Here is a 16,642-nt window from a genome sequence, read left to right as displayed (position 1 = left end):
GTGAATCTCGATTCGTGTTTGATCGCCTGATCTCCGGAGGCCGCCCTTTGGGTTCGGCTCCGCTCTTGGGCCGGATATTCTCGACCCGGCCGTCTGTCGTTCAATCGGGTGCGGATGTCTGCAGCGCCAGGGCGTGCAGCTGACCGCCCATGTTGCCCTGCAGGGCCTTGTAAACGAGCTGGTGCTGCTGGACGCGGCTCTTGCCGCGGAAGCTCTCGGAGACGACGGTGGCCGCATAGTGCTCGCCGTCGCCGGCCAGATCCCGGATCTCGATCCTGGCATCGGGAAGCGCAGCCTTGATCATCGATTCGATTTCGCGCGCATCCATCGCCATCGGCACTCGTCTCCTCACTGGTTGCCCGGTTCCGTCAAGGCGAACCGGCTTGTCGGGTCCGGGGGCGAAGTCACCGGCCGGGCCCTCCCATTCGATCTGTCGTTTCATCCGCCGCTGCGGCCATCCACCGCTGCGGCCCAAATCCGGCCACCGCGTTGACCCGTCGGGTCAGGCGTCGCGGTCATCCATGTAACGCGGGAACCAATTCTCGTGGGCTTTACGCAGATTTGCAACGGATATGGAGAGGATATCCTTCACTGTCAAATCGTCACCGCCCACGGCTCCAAGTCGCGCGAACCGGATACCGGCCTCGGAAGCCTTGCCGCCAAGCGCATCCGCATCGGCGGCGGGGAAGGTGACGAGGTAACGGGCCTGATCCTCGCCGAAGAGACGCGCGTGCGTTGCGCCGTCCCCCTTCGTCAGCTCGATCGCGGCACCCTTGCCGCCGGAAATCGCCATTTCGGCGAGCGCCACGGCAAGGCCGCCGGAGGACAGATCGTGGCAGGCGTTCACCGCGCCGGAGCGGATGAGGCCGCGCACGAAGTCGCCATTCTTCTTTTCAAGCGCCAGATCGACCGGCGGGGCGGCGCCCTCCACCTTGCCGACAACGTCGCGCAGGTAGGCCGACTGGCCGAGATGGGTCCCTTCGCCGCCGATCACCGCGACGACGTCGCCATCATTGACGAAGGCCGCACCGACGCGCTTTTCCACGTCCGGCAGAAGACCGACGCCGCCGATCGCCGGCGTCGGCAGGATCGCCTCGCCGAAGGTCTCGTTGTAGAGCGAGACGTTGCCGGAGACGATCGGCATCTCAAGCGCCACGCAGGCCTCGCCGATGCCGCGGATGCAGGCGACCAGCTGGCCCATGATCTCCGGCTTTTCCGGATTGCCGAAATTGAGGTTGTCGGTCGCCGCCAACGGTTCGGCGCCGACCGCCGAGAGATTCCGCCAGCATTCCGCCACCGCCTGGCGTCCGCCCTGCACGGGGTCGGCCTTGCAGTAGTGCGGGCTGACGTCGACGGCGAAGGCGAGGCCCTTGGTCGTCGGATTGCCTTGTGCATCCATCACCCGGATGACGCCGGCATCGCCGCCCGGCGTTGCCAGCGAATTGCCCTGCACCAGCGTGTCGTACTGCTCATACACCCAGCGGCGCGAGGAGCCGTTGGCCGATCCGACCAGCGCGGTGAGCGCGGCCGCATAGTCCGCGGGCTCGGCGACATCTGCGGCGGCCAGCATCGGCTCCGGCACCGGCTCATTCCACGGCCGGTCGTATTCCGGCGCCTCGTCGCCCAGCTCCTTGATCGGCAGATCGGCGACCACCTCGCCCTGATGCTTGACGATGAAGCGCAGCGTGTCGGTGGTCTTGCCGACGACCGCGAAGTCAAGGCCCCACTTCCTGAAGATGGCTTCCGCTTCCGTCTTCTTTTCCGGCGCAAGCACCATGAGCATGCGCTCCTGGCTTTCCGACAGCATCATTTCATACGCCGTCATGCGTTCCTCGCGCACCGGCACGAGATCGAGATCGAGATCGATGCCGAGATCGCCCTTGGCGCCCATCTCCACTGCCGAACAGGTCAGCCCCGCCGCGCCCATGTCCTGGATGGCGATGACCGCGCCCGAAGCCATCAGCTCGAGGCAGGCTTCCAGCAGGCACTTCTCGGTGAAGGGATCGCCGACCTGTACGGTCGGGCGCTTCTCCTCGATGGTCTCGTCGAATTCGGCCGACGCCATGGTCGCGCCGCCGACGCCGTCGCGCCCGGTCTTGGCGCCGAGATAGACGACCGGCAGCCCGACGCCCTTGGCCTCCGACAGGAAGATCTTGTCGGCATCGGCAAGGCCCGCCGCGAACGCGTTGACCAGGCAATTGCCGTTGTAGGCCGCGTCGAACTCGACCTCGCCGCCGACCGTCGGCACGCCGAAGGAGTTGCCGTAGCCGCCGACACCGGCGACCACGCCGGAGACCAGATGCTTCGTGCGCGCATGATCGGGGGCGCCGAAGCGCAGCGCGTTCATCGCCGCCACGGGACGCGCGCCCATGGTGAAGACATCGCGCAGGATCCCGCCGACGCCGGTCGCGGCCCCCTGGTAGGGCTCGATATAGGAGGGGTGGTTGTGGCTCTCCATCTTGAAGACCACGGTCTGGCCGTCGCCGATATCGACCACGCCGGCATTCTCGCCGGGGCCCTGAAGGACGCGCGGACCCTTGGTCGGCAACGTCTTCAGCCATTTCTTGGAGGATTTGTACGAGCAGTGCTCGTTCCACATGGCGGAAAAGATGCCGAGTTCGGTGAAGCTCGGCTCCCGGCCGATCAGCTCCAGAATCCGTTCGTATTCGTCCGGCTTCAGGCCGTGTGCGGCGATGAGGTCCGGGGTGATGGCGATGTCGTTGGAAATCATGGCGTCCGGGGGTTCGTCTGGGGGCTGTCGGATCAGGCCGAGTACGTGGCTGCCCAATAGCAGATTGCACGCGCGATGGGGAGGGGAAAGGAACAAGAGAGAAAGCGTATCGCCAAAATGGAACACGCCGGCGGGGCGGAGCGTCGAACGCCCGGCCGGTCTTCACGCCTTCCTCATTTGCGAATTGCCGACCACCTTACGCAAATCGCTAATTCTCTCGTGCCGATTGCTAACCACGGTGTGAAGTTTCGCTGTTCCGCATGGTCCCGGCGCGATTTGTCACATTTCACAGTGGGCATTTCTGGGACTCAAATTCTTCCTGACTTTCAATAAGTTGCGGGAGAAAGCAACGTGTTCAAACATCATCGCGAAGACACGGAAAAGGCAAGCGAGGCGCGCTGTGACGAGGGGCGGGCACAGGAAGCGGCAGCGCTTCGCTCCGCGCTCGCGGCGCTGGCGAATGGGCATCGGGTGGACAATGCGGACGCCTTGCCCACCGGCATTGCCGGGCCGGTGGAAGATCTCGCGCGCGCGATCGCGCGCCGCGACGAGCAGATTCTGGCGCAGACCGTCCAGTATTCCATCCAGGCCAGCGAGGCGATGGCCGCGACGGCGCGGATCACCGGCGAGATCCGCGAGACCGACATTCGCGCCCAGAGCATGGCCGCGGCGGTGGAGGAACTGACCGCCTCGATCGACCAGATCGCCTCCACGGCCAAGAGCGTGGCAGGGTCCATGGAAGTGGTTTCCGTCGGCATGCGCGGCGGCGCGGACGCGACGCGGAGCACCGCCGAGGCCAGCCGGGGGATCGGCGAGGCCTTCGGGCGCATGAGCACGTCCGCCGGCCATCTGGCCAGTGCGGCGGAGCAGATCGGCACCTTCGTGGCGACGATCGACGGTCTGGCGCAGCAGACCAATCTTCTGGCCCTCAACGCGACCATCGAGGCGGCGCGGGCCGGGGAAGCCGGCAAGGGCTTCGCGGTGGTGGCGGCGGAAGTGAAAGTGCTTTCCGGCCAGACCCAGAAGGCGACCGACGACATCCGCGCCCGCATCGACCGGCTTTCCGAGCACGTGGAGGAGATGATGGGAACGGTCAACGAGGTCCAGGGGCTCGTCGCACGCAGCGTCGAACAGTCGGAGGATGCGGCGGGCCAGATCGCACGGGTTCTCGACGATGTCGCGGAAAACGGCGCGCGCATGGGTGAGATCGCCTCGGTGCTGTCCCAGCAGAGCGAGGCCGTGCAGGAGATCTCCGAAGGGGCGCAGTCGATCGCCGCGCATGCGGGGCGTTCGTCGGGCTTTTCCGAAGAGGTCATTTCGGCGGTCGGCATGTCCGAGAAGATCATCGGCGAACAGTTTGCCGAGCTTGAGGTGCGCAGCATTCCGAACTTCGTCCTGCACAAGGCGAAATCGGATCACCTCATGTGGAAGAAACGGCTGGCGGAGATGCTGGTGGGGCTCAAGTCGCTGCGCAGCAGCGAACTGAGCGACCATCACCATTGTCATCTCGGCGAGTGGTACGATGCGGTGGAGGATGACCGCGTGCGCCGTCATCCGGCCTTCGCCGCGTTGCTGCCGGTGCACGAAGCGGTGCACAAATGCGGCCGGGAGGCGGCACGTCTCCATGCCGCGGGCGATCGCGCCGGCGCACAGAAGGCCGCCGACGAAATGGCCGCCGCCTCAACGGAGGTCCTGCGCCAGCTCGATCTCCTCATCGGGGCGAGCGAGCATTGAAAACAGCGGATGCAAATGGAGGGGAGCGGCGTACGCCCTCGCGGCGTGGAGGCGCCCGCGCCTCCTCGCCGCGACCTCTCCACCGTCATTATTGCCCGACGCAGTCCGGGCAATCCAGTGCCGGTCCCGGCACACGATGAGCAGAAAGGTGGATCCCCCGGACGAAGCCGGTGGATGACGGCGGAGAGAGTGCAGCGCGCGGGGATTACACGTCGATACGTGAGAGATCGCATCGCGGGGATAACCGCACGCGAAATCCTCGAGAATCCGACCCCGCTCTCGACGTCATTCCCGCGTAAGCGGGGACGCGGTAACCGTTGCGGCGGTAGGCCGCTTCAGCTTTCGCGCAACGGCAACGCCACCGTGTCCTTCACGGTGGCGACCACGATGCGCGACTGCACGTCGGAAACCAGCGTGTTGTCCAGAAGCTTGAGCCTGAGAAAGTCGTCGTAGGTCTTGATGTCGTCGGTGACGACCTTGATCAGATAGTCCACCGCGCCGGTGATGCGCTCGCAGGTCACCACCTCCGGCCAGTGGTTCACCAGCCGGTCGAACTCCTCCATGTTGTCGCGGCTGGGAAGCGCCAGCTTGACGAAGGCGTAGGAGACGAAGTTCAGCCCCACCGCTTCGCGGTCGACGACGGCCGCGATCTGGCGGATGATGCCGCTGTCCTTGAGTTTCTTGATGCGGCGCCAGCAGGGCGTCTGGCTCATGCCCGCCTCACGCGCGATATCTGCGATGGATTGGGAGGCGTCCCGCTGGAGAATCTGCAGGACGCGGATGTCCGATGGATCGAGAAGCTTTTTTTCGCTCATGCCGTTGTTGCCGAAACAGTCTTGCCTGGAATGGTGTTATTCCGGTCAGAATAGCACAGAAATTGTAAGTCTAAAGGACTAATCTTCACCCTGAGTTTGCCACGTCTTCGCGGTGTACGGGCGGTCGGGATACGGGAGGCCGCTCCGTAACGGAAACCTGTTTGCAGGTTGAAACGTTGAACAGCCAAGACGTCGCTCATTTTGAAAGAGACGGAGCGCCGTGCGGCCTGATGGCCGCGTGCCGTTCCGGGGCTCTCTCGGGAGGGATACTACATGAATGCCTTGACTGGTTCTGTCTTCGGACCCGTGAGCCTCGACGACAAGTATGTGTCGTCTGACGGCAGGGTCTACCTGAGCGGCATCCAGGCGCTTGTGCGCGTCGCGCTCGACCGGGGCCGCCTCGACCGGGCGGCCGGTCTCAATACGGGCGGCTTCATTTCCGGTTATCGCGGCTCGCCGCTGGCCGGCTTCGACAGCGAGGTCGAGCGCGCCGGACGCCTTCTGAAGGACTACGACGTGGTCTTCCAGCCCGGCGTCAACGAGGAACTGGGCGCCACCGCCGTGTGGGGCTCGCAGAAGGTCACGATGCACGGCCAGGGCTCGACCAAGGACGGCGTCTTCGGCATCTGGTACGGCAAGGCCCCGGGCGTCGACCGCGCCGGCGACGCGCTCAGGCAGGCAAGCGCCTCGGGCACCGATCCCAAGGGCGGCGTGCTGGCGCTGGCCGGCGACGATCATCTGGCCAAGTCCTCCATCATTCCCGCGCAGAGCGAATTCTTCTTCCAGCACGCGGAAATCCCGCTCCTCAACCCGGCCGATATCCAGGACGTGCTCGACTACGGCCTGCACGGGCTGGAAATGTCGCGCTACTGCGGCCTGTGGTCCGGCATGATCTGCCTTGCCGACACGATGGACGCCTCAGGCGTCGTCTCCGTCAATGACGACCGGCTGCGATTCATCCATCCGGCGATCCTCGAAGGCCACGATCTGGGCGACCGGCACAAACCGCTTCTTCTGAAATACCGCCTCGAGATCGAACGCGTGATGCGCGACGCGCGCGTTCCCGCAGCGCAGGCCTATGTGCGGGCGAACGGGCTCGACGGTATCCGCTTCGGTGCGGAATACCCGCGCATCGGGTTGGTCGCCACCGGCAAGGCCTATCGCGACCTGCGTCAGGCGCTGCAGCTCCTCGGCATCGACGAGGCGCGCGCCAAGGCCATGGGGCTTGCGATCTACAAGGTCGCCATGCCGTGGCCGCTGGAGCCGGTGGGCCTTGCGAAATTCGCGCGCGGCATCGACCGGCTTCTGGTTGTGGAGCACAAGCGCGCCTTCATCGAGCCGCAGATCAAGGATCTCTTCTACAACTGGCCGGCCGACCGTCGCCCGCCGGTTTGGGGCAAGAAGACGCCGGACGGCGACCCCTTCCTGCCCGACGTGCTGGAGCTTTCCGCCGCCGATCTCGTCGTCGGCCTGCTGGCCTTCCTGCCGCAGTCCCATGTCACCGACGAGATGCGCGATGTGGCGGCTTCGATGGCGCGCCAGGCGCAATGGGCGGCGGAGAATGCGGAAGGCGCGGTGCGTTCGCCCTATTTCTGTTCCGGCTGCCCGCATTCCACCTCCACCAAGGCGCCGGAGGGCGCGCGCGTCATGCCGGGCATCGGCTGTCATGCGATGACCGAGATCAACGAGCGCACCACCGAAGGCCAGATCGCCATGGGCGGCGAGGGCGTGCCCTGGGTCGGCCAGGCGCCGTTCGCCAAGGACAAGCACGTCTTCGTCAATCTGGGCGACGGCACCTATTTCCATTCCGGCATTCTGGCGATCCGTCAGGCGGTCGCGGCCAAGGTGTCGGCGACCTACAAGATCCTCTTCAACGACGCGGTGGCGATGACCGGCGGGCAGACGCATGACGGTCCGCTCGACGTTCCCACCATCACCCGCCAGCTGGCGGCCGAAGGCGTGGGGCGCATCGTCGTCGTTTCCGAACGGCCCGAGCTTTATGAGGGCCGCGGCGACCTCGCCGCCGGCGTGCCGGTGCACGACCGCGCCGAGCTGATGGGCGTGCAGGAGGATCTGGCGGCGTATCCCGGCGTTTCCGCGATAATCTACGACCAGACGTGTGCTGCCGAAAAGCGCCGTCGCCGCAAGAAGGGTCTTTACGAGGATCCGGACAAGCGGCTCTTCATCAACGACCGGGTGTGCGAGGGCTGCGGCGATTGCTCGGTGCAGTCGAACTGCCTGTCGGTGGAGCCGGTGGCGACCGATTTCGGCGAAAAGCGCCGCATCAACCAGTCGAGCTGCAACAAGGACTTCTCCTGCGTGAAGGGCTTCTGCCCGTCCTTCGTGTGGGTCGAGGGCGCGGAGCTGAAAAAGAGCGACGGCGGCAGCGTCGATCTCGATGCGCTGGTGGCGAAGCTACCCGAGGTTCAGCCCGCCGGGCTCGACGAGACGGTCAATCTGCTGATCGCCGGCATCGGCGGCATGGGCGTGACGACGGTGGCCGCCGTGCTCGCCATGGCGGCGCATGTGGACGGCATCAACGCCTCCACGCTCGACATGACCGGCCTTGCCCAGAAGGGCGGCCCGGTGACCTCGCATGTGCGCTTCTCCGGCCGGGATCGTCCGGTGGAGGGCCCGCGCGTGCCGACCGCGACGCTCGACGTTCTGCTCGCCTCCGACATGGTGGTCTCCTGCGGTTCGGAAGTGCTGACGCTGATGAACCCGGGCAAAGCCCGCGTCTTCGCCAACGGGCGCGTGGCGCCGACGGCCGAGTTCGTCATGAAGCAGACGCTCTCCTTCGACGAGGCGCGCATGATGGCGACCCTCAAGAAAGCCTCGCGCGATGTAACCGCGCGCGACGTCGCCGGCATCGCCGAAAAGCTCCTGGGCGATGCGATCTACACCAACATGATGCTGGTCGGCATGGCCTGGCAGTCGGGCACGCTGCCGCTGTCGTTTGCGGCCATCGACACGGCGATCCGGCTGAACGGGGCGGCGGTAAAGCAGAACCTGCGCGCCTTCCAGGCCGGCCGCGTGCTGGCGCACGACGCCGAGGCGATCCTTGCGGGCCTGCCGAAGGAAGACGTGCCGGAAGAGATGGATCTTGAGACGCGCATCGCCTTCCTTGGCGGCGAGCTGGAGCGCTATCAGGATCGGGCCTACGCGGATCGCTTCACGCAGTTGATGGAGCGGGTCGTGGCGGCCGATACCGCGCGCGGCATCGGCGCCATGCGGCTGTCGCGCACCATCGCGGAGAACCTCTACAAGGTCATGGCGATCAAGGACGAGTACGAGGTCGCAAGGCTTTACGCCGAGCCGGCGTTTGAGGAAAAGCTCCGCAACACCTTCGCCGATCCGAAGAAGCTGAAGGTGGTGCTCGCCCCGCCGCTGTTCTCGCGTCTCGATCCGGCGACGGGCCGCGCGAGGAAGACCGCCTACGGCCCGTGGATCTTCAAGGCGTTCGAGCTGCTCGCGGGGCTTAAGCGGCTGCGCGGCACGTTCCTCGATCCCTTCGCCCGCACTTTTGAACGCAAGGCGGAGTTCGCGTTGCGCGAGGAGTACGTGGGCGACGTGGAGCTGATCCTGAAGCGCATCGAGAGCGGCAATTACGGCCTTCTGGTGGAGCTTGCCCGTGTGCCCGACCAGATCCGCGGCTACGGCCCGGTGAAGGACGACACTATGGCGAAGGCCGCGGAAAAGCGTGCGCTTTTGCTGAAGCGTCTGGACGGCAAGGGCCCGATGGCACGCGGCGAGGGATCGCAGGCGGCCTATCTGGAGGCGGCCGAGTAGGGGGGCGTCTGTCCCGCCTGCCGTTTCGCGTCCTCCCTCCATCGTCATCCCCCGGCGCAGTCCGGGGGATCCGGCGCGCGCGGCGCATGCGACGGAAGCCGGGGGCGGAAGGGAGAACTGCCTTTCCCCAAACGCGATGTCATCCCCGCGAAAGCGGGGACCCAGTAACCGTTGAGGCTTGAGGTTCTTGCCGGGAGCGTCGCGACCCCCTTGGTCCGCCATTCCGCCTTGCTCAGCGGCCCCCGATTACTGGGTCCCGGCTCTCCGCTTCGCTGCGGCCGGGATGACATCGAAGGGGAGGGGGAGCAGGCGAGCGGGGCGACACACGTTTTGTTCGGCGAGCGCCTTACCCCCCGAACCGCTCCGTCCACGTCGGCACGCGGTCGCCTTCCGCCTTCTGTGCCTCGAAAACCCCGCGGGCGATGGCGCGGGCGAGTGTTGCGGCCGCCGCCGCACCCAGCGCCAGCAGGTCCGCCGGGCTTTCCAGCGGCCGCTTTCCCGTCGACAGCGCGAAGACCAGATCCCCGTCGAACGGCGTGTGCGCCGGCCAGATGGCACGCGCCATGCCGTCATGCGCCATCACAGCCAGCCGCTTGGCCTCCGATTTGGTCAAGCTGACGTCCGTTGCGATAACCGCGATCGTCGTGTTGGCGCCCGATTTCAGCGTGTCGGCCTTGGTGCGCACGGCCATGGCATCGGCGGGAAACGGCGCGGGCATGCCGAGGGCGCCGAACTCGCCATCCTGCTCAAACGGCGCGGCCCAGAAATGCGGGCCGTCGCCGATGGTGACGCGGCCCAATGCGTTGACGGCGACGAGCGCGCCCACCGTCGCGCCATTGGCCAGCACGGCGGAGGCCGAGCCGAGCCCGCCCTTCAGGTTCGCCGTCGTGGCGCCGGTGCCGGCGCCCTCCGTTCCAATCGCGAAATCGGGTGCTGCGAGCTCGCAGGCCGCGCGGCCGAGATCGCGGTAGGGCGCGCTGGCGTTCCAGCTCGCATCCGGTTCCGTTTCCACCGCCGAGCCGTTCAGGAGATCGAACAATATCGCCGCCGGCACGATCGGCACCCGCACCGGCCCCACCGCATAGCCGCGTCCCATCTCCGCCAGCCGCGACTGCACGCCCGCGGCCGCATCGAGCCCGAAGGCCGAGCCGCCCGACAGCACCAGCGCATCGACGTGGCTCACCGTCTGTTCCGGCTCCAGCAGCGCGATCTCGCGGGTGCCGGGCGCCCCGCCGTGAATGGCGACGGAGGCGACGACGGGTTCGTCGGGCAGAACGACGCTCACCCCCGATTTCAGTCGCGGATCGGAGGCGTTGCCGACGGTGAGGCCCTCGACGTCGGTGATCAGGTTGCGCGGCCCGGGCCGCATGGCCGTGATCATTTGAAACTGCTCATCGTTGCTCGTTCCCTTTTCGGAATTCTTGCGGCGACATGCCGGTGTGATTGCGGAAGAAGCGGGAGAAATGGGACGGGTCGGCGAAGGCCAGGTCATAGGCGATCTCGGAGGCCGCGAGGTCGGTGAAGAGAAGCTGGCGCTTGGCTTCCGTGATCAGGCGCTGGCGGATCATGTGGCCGACGGTGACCCCGGTCACCCGCTTGCAGTGCTCGTTCAGCCGTTCCGATGTCATGCCGAGCCGGTCGGCATAGTCGCCGATGCGCCGGGTTGTGCGAAAATTGTCCTCGATCAGATCGCGCAATGCCGACACGGTTTCATCCATGCCGCGCAGGGTCACCTGGGCATAGCGCGTCCTTGAGGTTCGCGCCCGGCCGATCTCCAGGATCATCAGCATGAGGTGGGCGCGCATGGCGATCTGGTGGCCGTCGCGGGCGAGATCCAGTTCCTCGGCCAAGGCCGCCATGTGCCGGGCGATGCCCTCGGCCACCCCGCCGGGCTCCAGCGGCAGCACCGGATCGGCAAACAGCGCGCGCAGCCGGTCGCGCACGGAACCTGCCGCATCGCGCGCGCCCGACACCACGTCCTCGGTGAAGGTCGCGATGTGGCCGTCGATGTTTTCCTCGAAGGCGAAGCCGTGGACGACGGTGGCCGCCACGCACAGCACCGCCGGCCCGCGAAACGCCGTCTCCTCGTCCTCCACCCGGATCACGCCGCCGCCGGAGCGGATGACCAGGATGTGGTTCAGGTGACGGTGATTGTGCAGCGAGATGGTCCAGCCGTGGCGCGCGGACCGGGCGGCCAGCGTCTCGACATGGATGAAGTCGAAGGCGGTGTCGTCCGGCGCCTCGCCGAAGAGGTGGAATTGCGGGATCGCCTGAATGTGCGTCATGGGGTGATCGTAGTCGATATCGCCGGCAAACGGTATGGGCATGATCGCGTGGGTGATGGCGGGAGGCGCGCGGCTTGCGCCCCTTTCCCCCCTTGAGGGGGAGATGTCACCCGCAGGGTGACAGAGGGGGGGAAGCCGCTTGCTCCGAGCTGGCCGCATACCCCCCTCTGTCGGCCTTTGGCCGACATCTCCCCCGCAAGGGGGGAGAGGGGAGCAAGCGGGGTAGTCACGGTTCTTGTCTTCCGCCCAGGCGCTACCGGCGCCTTCTCAGCACACCACATACCCTCGATTGTAGTAGGTCAGCGCGCGGGCTGTGTCCGCGCCGTTCGTCGTCGCCTCCACCACGCCGAAGAAGATCCGGTGCGTGGCCATGTCGATGACCTGGCTCACGCGGCAGTCGAAGCTCGCGAGCGCCGCCTTCAGCACCGGGGCGCCGGTCTCCATCGTGGTCCAGTCGGCCAGCGCGAAGCGCGCATCGGTGTCGAGATTGCCGCGCCCGGCGAACGCATCGGCCACCGGAACATGCTCGCCGGCAAGCGTGTTGATGCAGAACACCTTCGCATCCTCAAACAGCGGGAAGGTGCGGCTTGAGCGGTTGAGGCAGAAAAGCACGGTCGGCGGATCGTCGCTCACCGAGGCGACGGCGGTCACCGTCACGCCGCAGCGCCCCTTCGCACCGATACCGGTGATGACATGAACCTGCTGGGAAAGCCGGCTCATCGCCTGCCGGAATGTAGCGCCATCGGCACCCGAAACGCCGGTCTCTCCGGCTTCCTGCTCTGCCATTGTCTTCCTTTCCGCCGGACCTGCGGCGTCTTCGTGGCCGGTCCGGCCGGGGTGGTGGACAGGGCGGCGAACTTCCCGTCTACCGTCGAGCGGCGAAAGCCGCAAGGGCGCAGCGGCTTTCAAGTGTCGCATAGGCGCTGGTGTCCGGGAGGGACCTGCCTTAGAGTGAAAAAAACGATTTTCGGGGCTTGTAAGCTCAATCGGTTGTGGGAATAATTTTCCTGATCGTTCAAAAATTGGAAACGCCCTTCTTTTCAGCATTCTCCATCACAGACGCAATTGTATGCTGAGTTGGGGCTTGCTAAGAATTTGACAACTATGAAAAGCCGCCACCGTTCTTTGGTTGAGACGGCTACACCTTTCCGCGGGGGCTAGCAGACTGAGATGGATTATTTCCTGCAACAGCTGATCAATGGCGTGACGCTCGGTTCGATCTACGGACTCATCGCCATTGGCTATACGATGGTCTACGGGATCATCGGCATGATCAACTTCGCCCACGGCGACATCTTCATGGTAGGGTCGTTCCTTGCGCTCATCATGGTCGTCGCGTTCGGCGTCACAGCGGCGATGCCGCTGACGCTTCTCATCCTTGTCCTGCTCGGCATTCTGGTGGTCGCCATGGTGCTGACCTCGGTCTGGGGCTGGACGGTCGAGCGGCTCGCCTACCGCCCCTTGCGCGGTTCGTTCCGGCTCGCGCCGCTGATCACCGCCATCGGCATGTCGATCACGCTGCAGAACTTCGTGCAGCTTTCCCAAGGGGCTCGCAACAAGCCGGTGCAGCCGCTCATTTCCGGCGGGTTCACACTGATGGGGGGCGACGGTTCCGACGGCAGCTTCGTCGTACAGCTGTCCTATCTCCAGATCCTCATCATCGTGGTCACCACGGTGCTGATGATCGGCTTCACCATGCTGATCAACAAGACCTCGCTGGGGCGCGCGCAAAGGGCGTGCGAGCAGGACCGCAAGATGGCATCGCTGATCGGCGTCAATGTCGACCGCACCATCTCGCTGACCTTCGTCATGGGCGCGGCACTCGCCGCCGTGGCGGGGCTGATGTTCCTGCTCTACTACGGCGTGATCGATTTCTACATCGGCTTCCTGGCCGGTGTTAAGGCGTTCACCGCCGCCGTGCTCGGCGGTATCGGGTCTCTGCCCGGCGCGATGCTCGGCGGTCTGCTGATCGGTCTGATCGAGACATTCTGGTCCGGTTATTTCTCGGTCGAGTACAAGGACGTCGCCGCCTTCTCCATCCTTGCGATCGTGCTGATCTTCCTGCCTGAGGGTCTGCTCGGAAAGCCGGAAGTGGAGAAGGTCTGAAATCATGTCCGATCTCGTATCCGAAAGCCGGCTGAAGGCGTCCTTCAAGGATTCCGGCATCGCGGCGCTCATCACGCTTGCATTGTCCTTCATGCTGATCGGCATGCGCACCGAGATTTCCATCGGTGGCCTGGCGGTCGACTATCGCTGGGCGGCGGTGGCGATCACGGTGGTGGTCGTCTTCGCCGGACGCATGCTGCTCAACATGTATGTGTGGCGGCCTGAAACGCCGCGCACCGTCACTTTCCGGACGGTTCTGCTGGGGCTGTCGATCCTGGCGGCACTGGTCATCTTCTATCTGGTGGACCGCTTCCTGGGGGCCGTTGCCGGCCTGTCGCCGGCCCGCGCGATCGAAAGCAACGACTGGCTGTGGATCCTGCTGCTGCTGGCGCTCGCCGTCGTCGCCGCCATCGTCGCGACAGCACTTCTGGGGCTTGCCGAGAAACGTGCCGCGCCCACCGGTCCCGGCGCAGCCGCCTCGATCAAGGCGGGGCTCGCGCCGCTGGGCAAGTGGCTGCCGCTGGCGCTCGGCCTTCTGGCCGTGGCCGTTCCCTTCATCCTGATCGAGTGGCTCGGCTCGCGCGGGTCGCGGCAATATCTCGATCTGGCGATCCTCGTGCTCACCTACATCATGCTGGGCTGGGGGCTGAACATCGTGGTGGGCCTCGCCGGCCTGCTTGATCTGGGCTACGTCGCCTTCTATGCGGTGGGCGCCTATTCCTTCGCGCTGCTGTCGCAGTATTTCGGGCTCGGCTTCTGGATGTGCCTGCCGCTTGCCGGCATCCTGGCGGCCTGCTGGGGCATGATCCTCGGCTATCCGGTGCTGCGGCTTCGCGGGGACTATCTGGCCATCGTGACACTGGCCTTCGGCGAGATCATCCGCGTGATCCTGCTCAACTGGTACGACTTCACCGGCGGACCGGACGGCATTTCCGGCATTCCGCGGCCGACGCTGTTCGGTATCGAGTTCGATCGCGGGGACGATGGTTTCGCCGCCCTGTTCGGGCTTCAATACTCGTCCATCCACCGCATCATCTTCCTCTACTACGTCATTCTGGCGATGGCTCTGGTGACGAATTTCGTGACCATGCGATTGCGCCGGCTGCCGGTGGGGCGCGCCTGGGAGGCGCTGCGCGAGGATGAGATCGCCTGTCGTTCTCTCGGCATCAACACCACCAACACCAAGCTCTCCGCCTTTGCCACGGGCGCGATGTTCGGCGGCTTCGCCGGCTCGTTCTTCGCCACCCGTCAGGGCTTCATCTCGCCGGAAAGCTTCACCTTCATCGAAAGCGCGGTGATCCTGGCCATCGTCGTGCTCGGCGGGCTGGGCTCGCAGATCGGTGTCGTCATCGCGGCGGTGGTGATGATCGGCGGCTTCGAGTTCTTCCGTGACCTTCAGGAATACCGGATGCTTGTCTTCGGTCTGTTGATGGTCATCATCATGGTGTGGAAGCCGCGCGGCCTGATTTCCACCAGAAAGCCGACCATCGGGCTCAAGCGACGAACGGGCATATCCGCGGACATGGTGCAGGAGGGGCAGGGATGACCCGCTGGAAGGAAAACCCCGTACTCACCGTCGAGCACCTGACCATGCGCTTTGGCGGTCTGGTCGCCGTCGACGACCTCTCCTTCGATATCGGGCGCGGCGACATCACCGCGCTGATCGGGCCGAACGGCGCTGGCAAGACGACCGTCTTCAACTGTGTCACCGGCTTCTACAAGCCGACGGAAGGGCGCCTCACGGTGCGCCATTCCTCGGGCGATTCGTATCTTCTGGAGCGGATGCCCGATTTCGAGATCTCGCGCGATGCGCGGGTGGCGCGCACGTTCCAGAACATCCGCCTTTTTGGCGGCATGACCGTTCTGGAAAACCTGATGGTCGCCCAGCACAATCCGCTGATGAGCGCGTCGGCGATGTCGTTCGCCGGCATTTTCGGTCTCGGCCGTTTCCGCCGGGCGGAGCGGCGGGCGGTGGAACACGCAAGCTACTGGCTCGACAAGATTGATCTCGTCGAGCGGGCGGACGACCCGGCCGCCGATCTGCCCTATGGCGATCAGCGCCGGCTGGAGATCGCGCGCGCCATGTGCACGGGGCCGCAGGTGCTGTGTCTGGACGAGCCGGCCGCCGGCCTCAATCCGCGCGAGAGCGCGGAGCTCAACGCGTTGTTGATGTACATCCGCAAGGAGCACGACACCTCCGTCGTCCTCATCGAGCATGACATGTCGGTGGTGATGGAAATCTCCGACCACGTGATCGTGCTCGATTACGGCGAGAAGATCGCGGACGGAACGCCCGACGCGGTGAAGAGCGATCCCAAGGTGATCGCCGCCTATCTGGGCGTCGCCGACGAGGAAGTCGAACTGGTCGAAGAGGAGGTGGGCCTATGAGCGAGGGAAGCGCAGCGGCGGCCGCCGCGGCTCCGGCCGGGGAGCCCCTCCTGAGGGTGTCCGGCGTCAAGACCTATTACGGCAAGATCGTCGCCTTGCGCGGCGTCGACATGGAGGTTCATCCCGGCGAGATCGTCACGCTGATCGGCGCCAACGGGGCGGGCAAGTCGACCCTGATGATGACGATTTGCGGCTCTCCCCAGGCGCGCGAGGGCACGATCACCTATGACGGCCTCGACATCACCCAGATGCCGACGCACGAGATCACGCGGATGTCGATCGCCCAGTCGCCGGAAGGCCGGCGCATCTTCCCGCGCATGACGGTGATGGAAAACCTGCAGATGGGGGCCTCCATCACCGACATGACGCATTTCGACAAAGATCTGAAGCGGGTCTTCGAGCTGTTTCCGATCCTGGCCAAGCGCAAGGGCCAGCGCGGCGGCACGCTGTCGGGCGGCGAGCAGCAGATGCTGGCGATCGCCCGGGCGCTGATGAGCCGGCCGAAGCTGCTTCTGCTCGACGAGCCGTCGCTGGGGCTGGCGCCGCTGGTGGTGAAGCAGATCTTCGAGATCATTCACGAACTCAACACCAACGAGGGGCTGACCGTGTTCCTGGTGGAGCAGAACGCCTATCATGCGCTGAAGCTCGCCCATCGCGGCTACGTCATGGTCAACGGTCTCATCACCATGTCGGGCACGGGGCGCGAACTTCTCGCGCGCGACGACGTCAAGGCGGCCTATCTCGAAGGCGGCGCGCACTAGAGCAAATCCAGGATAAGTGGTCACCGGTTATCC

General features: G+C 65.5%; 12 protein-coding genes. 6 read left to right on the top strand and 6 right to left on the bottom strand.

All coding sequences use genetic code 11. The features are described from left to right. Nucleotides 1-100 precede the first annotated feature (100 nt). Together C8N35_RS10200 and purL are read right to left on the bottom strand one after the other, a co-directional pair. Nucleotides 101-334 carry a BolA family protein gene (locus C8N35_RS10200; protein ID WP_107989565.1) on the bottom strand — a complete coding sequence of 78 codons (234 nt, stop codon included), beginning with the start codon at nucleotides 332-334 and terminating at the stop codon, nucleotides 101-103. A 168-nt stretch (nucleotides 335-502) separates the two neighbouring features. Next, nucleotides 503-2,731, bottom strand: a complete 2,229-nt coding sequence (gene purL, locus C8N35_RS10195) for a phosphoribosylformylglycinamidine synthase subunit PurL (RefSeq protein WP_107989564.1) — start codon at nucleotides 2,729-2,731, stop codon at nucleotides 503-505. 351 nt (nucleotides 2,732-3,082) lie between these two features. On the opposite strand from purL, the gene C8N35_RS10190 reads away from it, so the two are divergent. Continuing rightward, nucleotides 3,083-4,465 carry a methyl-accepting chemotaxis protein gene (locus C8N35_RS10190; protein ID WP_107989563.1) on the top strand — a complete coding sequence of 461 codons (1,383 nt, stop codon included), beginning with the start codon at nucleotides 3,083-3,085 and terminating at the stop codon, nucleotides 4,463-4,465. Between the two features lie 335 nt (nucleotides 4,466-4,800). Here the strand turns inward: C8N35_RS10190 and C8N35_RS10185 are convergent, their stop codons facing one another. Then, complete coding sequence (locus C8N35_RS10185) at nucleotides 4,801-5,280, bottom strand: Lrp/AsnC family transcriptional regulator (protein WP_107989562.1); 480 nt, start codon at nucleotides 5,278-5,280, stop codon at nucleotides 4,801-4,803. Nucleotides 5,281-5,553: 273 nt separating this feature from the next. On the opposite strand from C8N35_RS10185, the gene C8N35_RS10180 reads away from it, so the two are divergent. After that, entirely contained in the window at nucleotides 5,554-9,069 is a 3,516-nt protein-coding gene (locus C8N35_RS10180; protein WP_107989561.1) for an indolepyruvate ferredoxin oxidoreductase family protein, read from the top strand. 346 nt (nucleotides 9,070-9,415) lie between these two features. Here C8N35_RS10180 and C8N35_RS10175 read toward each other — a convergent pair whose 3' ends face one another. The 3 genes from C8N35_RS10175 to C8N35_RS10165 form a co-directional block, all read right to left on the bottom strand. Then, nucleotides 9,416-10,438, bottom strand: a complete 1,023-nt coding sequence (locus C8N35_RS10175) for a P1 family peptidase (protein WP_107989662.1) — start codon at nucleotides 10,436-10,438, stop codon at nucleotides 9,416-9,418. A 22-nt stretch (nucleotides 10,439-10,460) separates the two neighbouring features. Then, the gene (locus C8N35_RS10170) at nucleotides 10,461-11,396 is read right to left on the bottom strand and encodes a helix-turn-helix domain-containing protein (protein WP_170122065.1); all 936 of its coding nucleotides are present in this window, start codon (nucleotides 11,394-11,396) and stop codon (nucleotides 10,461-10,463) included. A gap of 225 nt (nucleotides 11,397-11,621) precedes the next feature. Further along, on the bottom strand, nucleotides 11,622-12,140 hold the full coding sequence (locus tag C8N35_RS10165; RefSeq protein ID WP_107989559.1) for a flavin reductase: 519 nt from the start codon (nucleotides 12,138-12,140) through the stop codon (nucleotides 11,622-11,624). 384 nt (nucleotides 12,141-12,524) lie between these two features. Between C8N35_RS10165 and C8N35_RS10160 the strand changes: the two genes are divergently transcribed. The 4 genes from C8N35_RS10160 to C8N35_RS10145 are packed head-to-tail and all read left to right on the top strand — an operon-like array spanning nucleotide 12,525 to nucleotide 16,609. Continuing rightward, nucleotides 12,525-13,460, top strand: a complete 936-nt coding sequence (locus tag C8N35_RS10160) for an ABC transporter permease subunit (protein WP_107989558.1) — start codon at nucleotides 12,525-12,527, stop codon at nucleotides 13,458-13,460. Nucleotides 13,461-13,464: 4 nt separating this feature from the next. After that, on the top strand, nucleotides 13,465-15,006 hold the full coding sequence (gene livM, locus C8N35_RS10155) for a high-affinity branched-chain amino acid ABC transporter permease LivM (RefSeq protein WP_107989557.1): 1,542 nt from the start codon (nucleotides 13,465-13,467) through the stop codon (nucleotides 15,004-15,006). After that, on the top strand, nucleotides 15,003-15,848 hold the full coding sequence (locus tag C8N35_RS10150) for an ABC transporter ATP-binding protein (protein WP_107989556.1): 846 nt from the start codon (nucleotides 15,003-15,005) through the stop codon (nucleotides 15,846-15,848). The genes livM and C8N35_RS10150 overlap by 4 nt, the downstream gene beginning before the upstream one ends. After that, nucleotides 15,845-16,609, top strand: a complete 765-nt coding sequence (locus C8N35_RS10145; protein WP_107989555.1) for an ABC transporter ATP-binding protein — start codon at nucleotides 15,845-15,847, stop codon at nucleotides 16,607-16,609. The genes C8N35_RS10150 and C8N35_RS10145 overlap by 4 nt, the downstream gene beginning before the upstream one ends. Nucleotides 16,610-16,642 lie beyond the last annotated feature (33 nt).

This window comes from Breoghania corrubedonensis, from assembly GCF_003053845.1.
GTDB classification, from domain to species: Bacteria; Pseudomonadota; Alphaproteobacteria; order Rhizobiales; family Stappiaceae; genus Breoghania; species Breoghania corrubedonensis.
The sequence above is the reverse complement of the archived record's forward strand: the minus strand, read 5'-3'. Positions and strand labels throughout refer to the sequence as shown.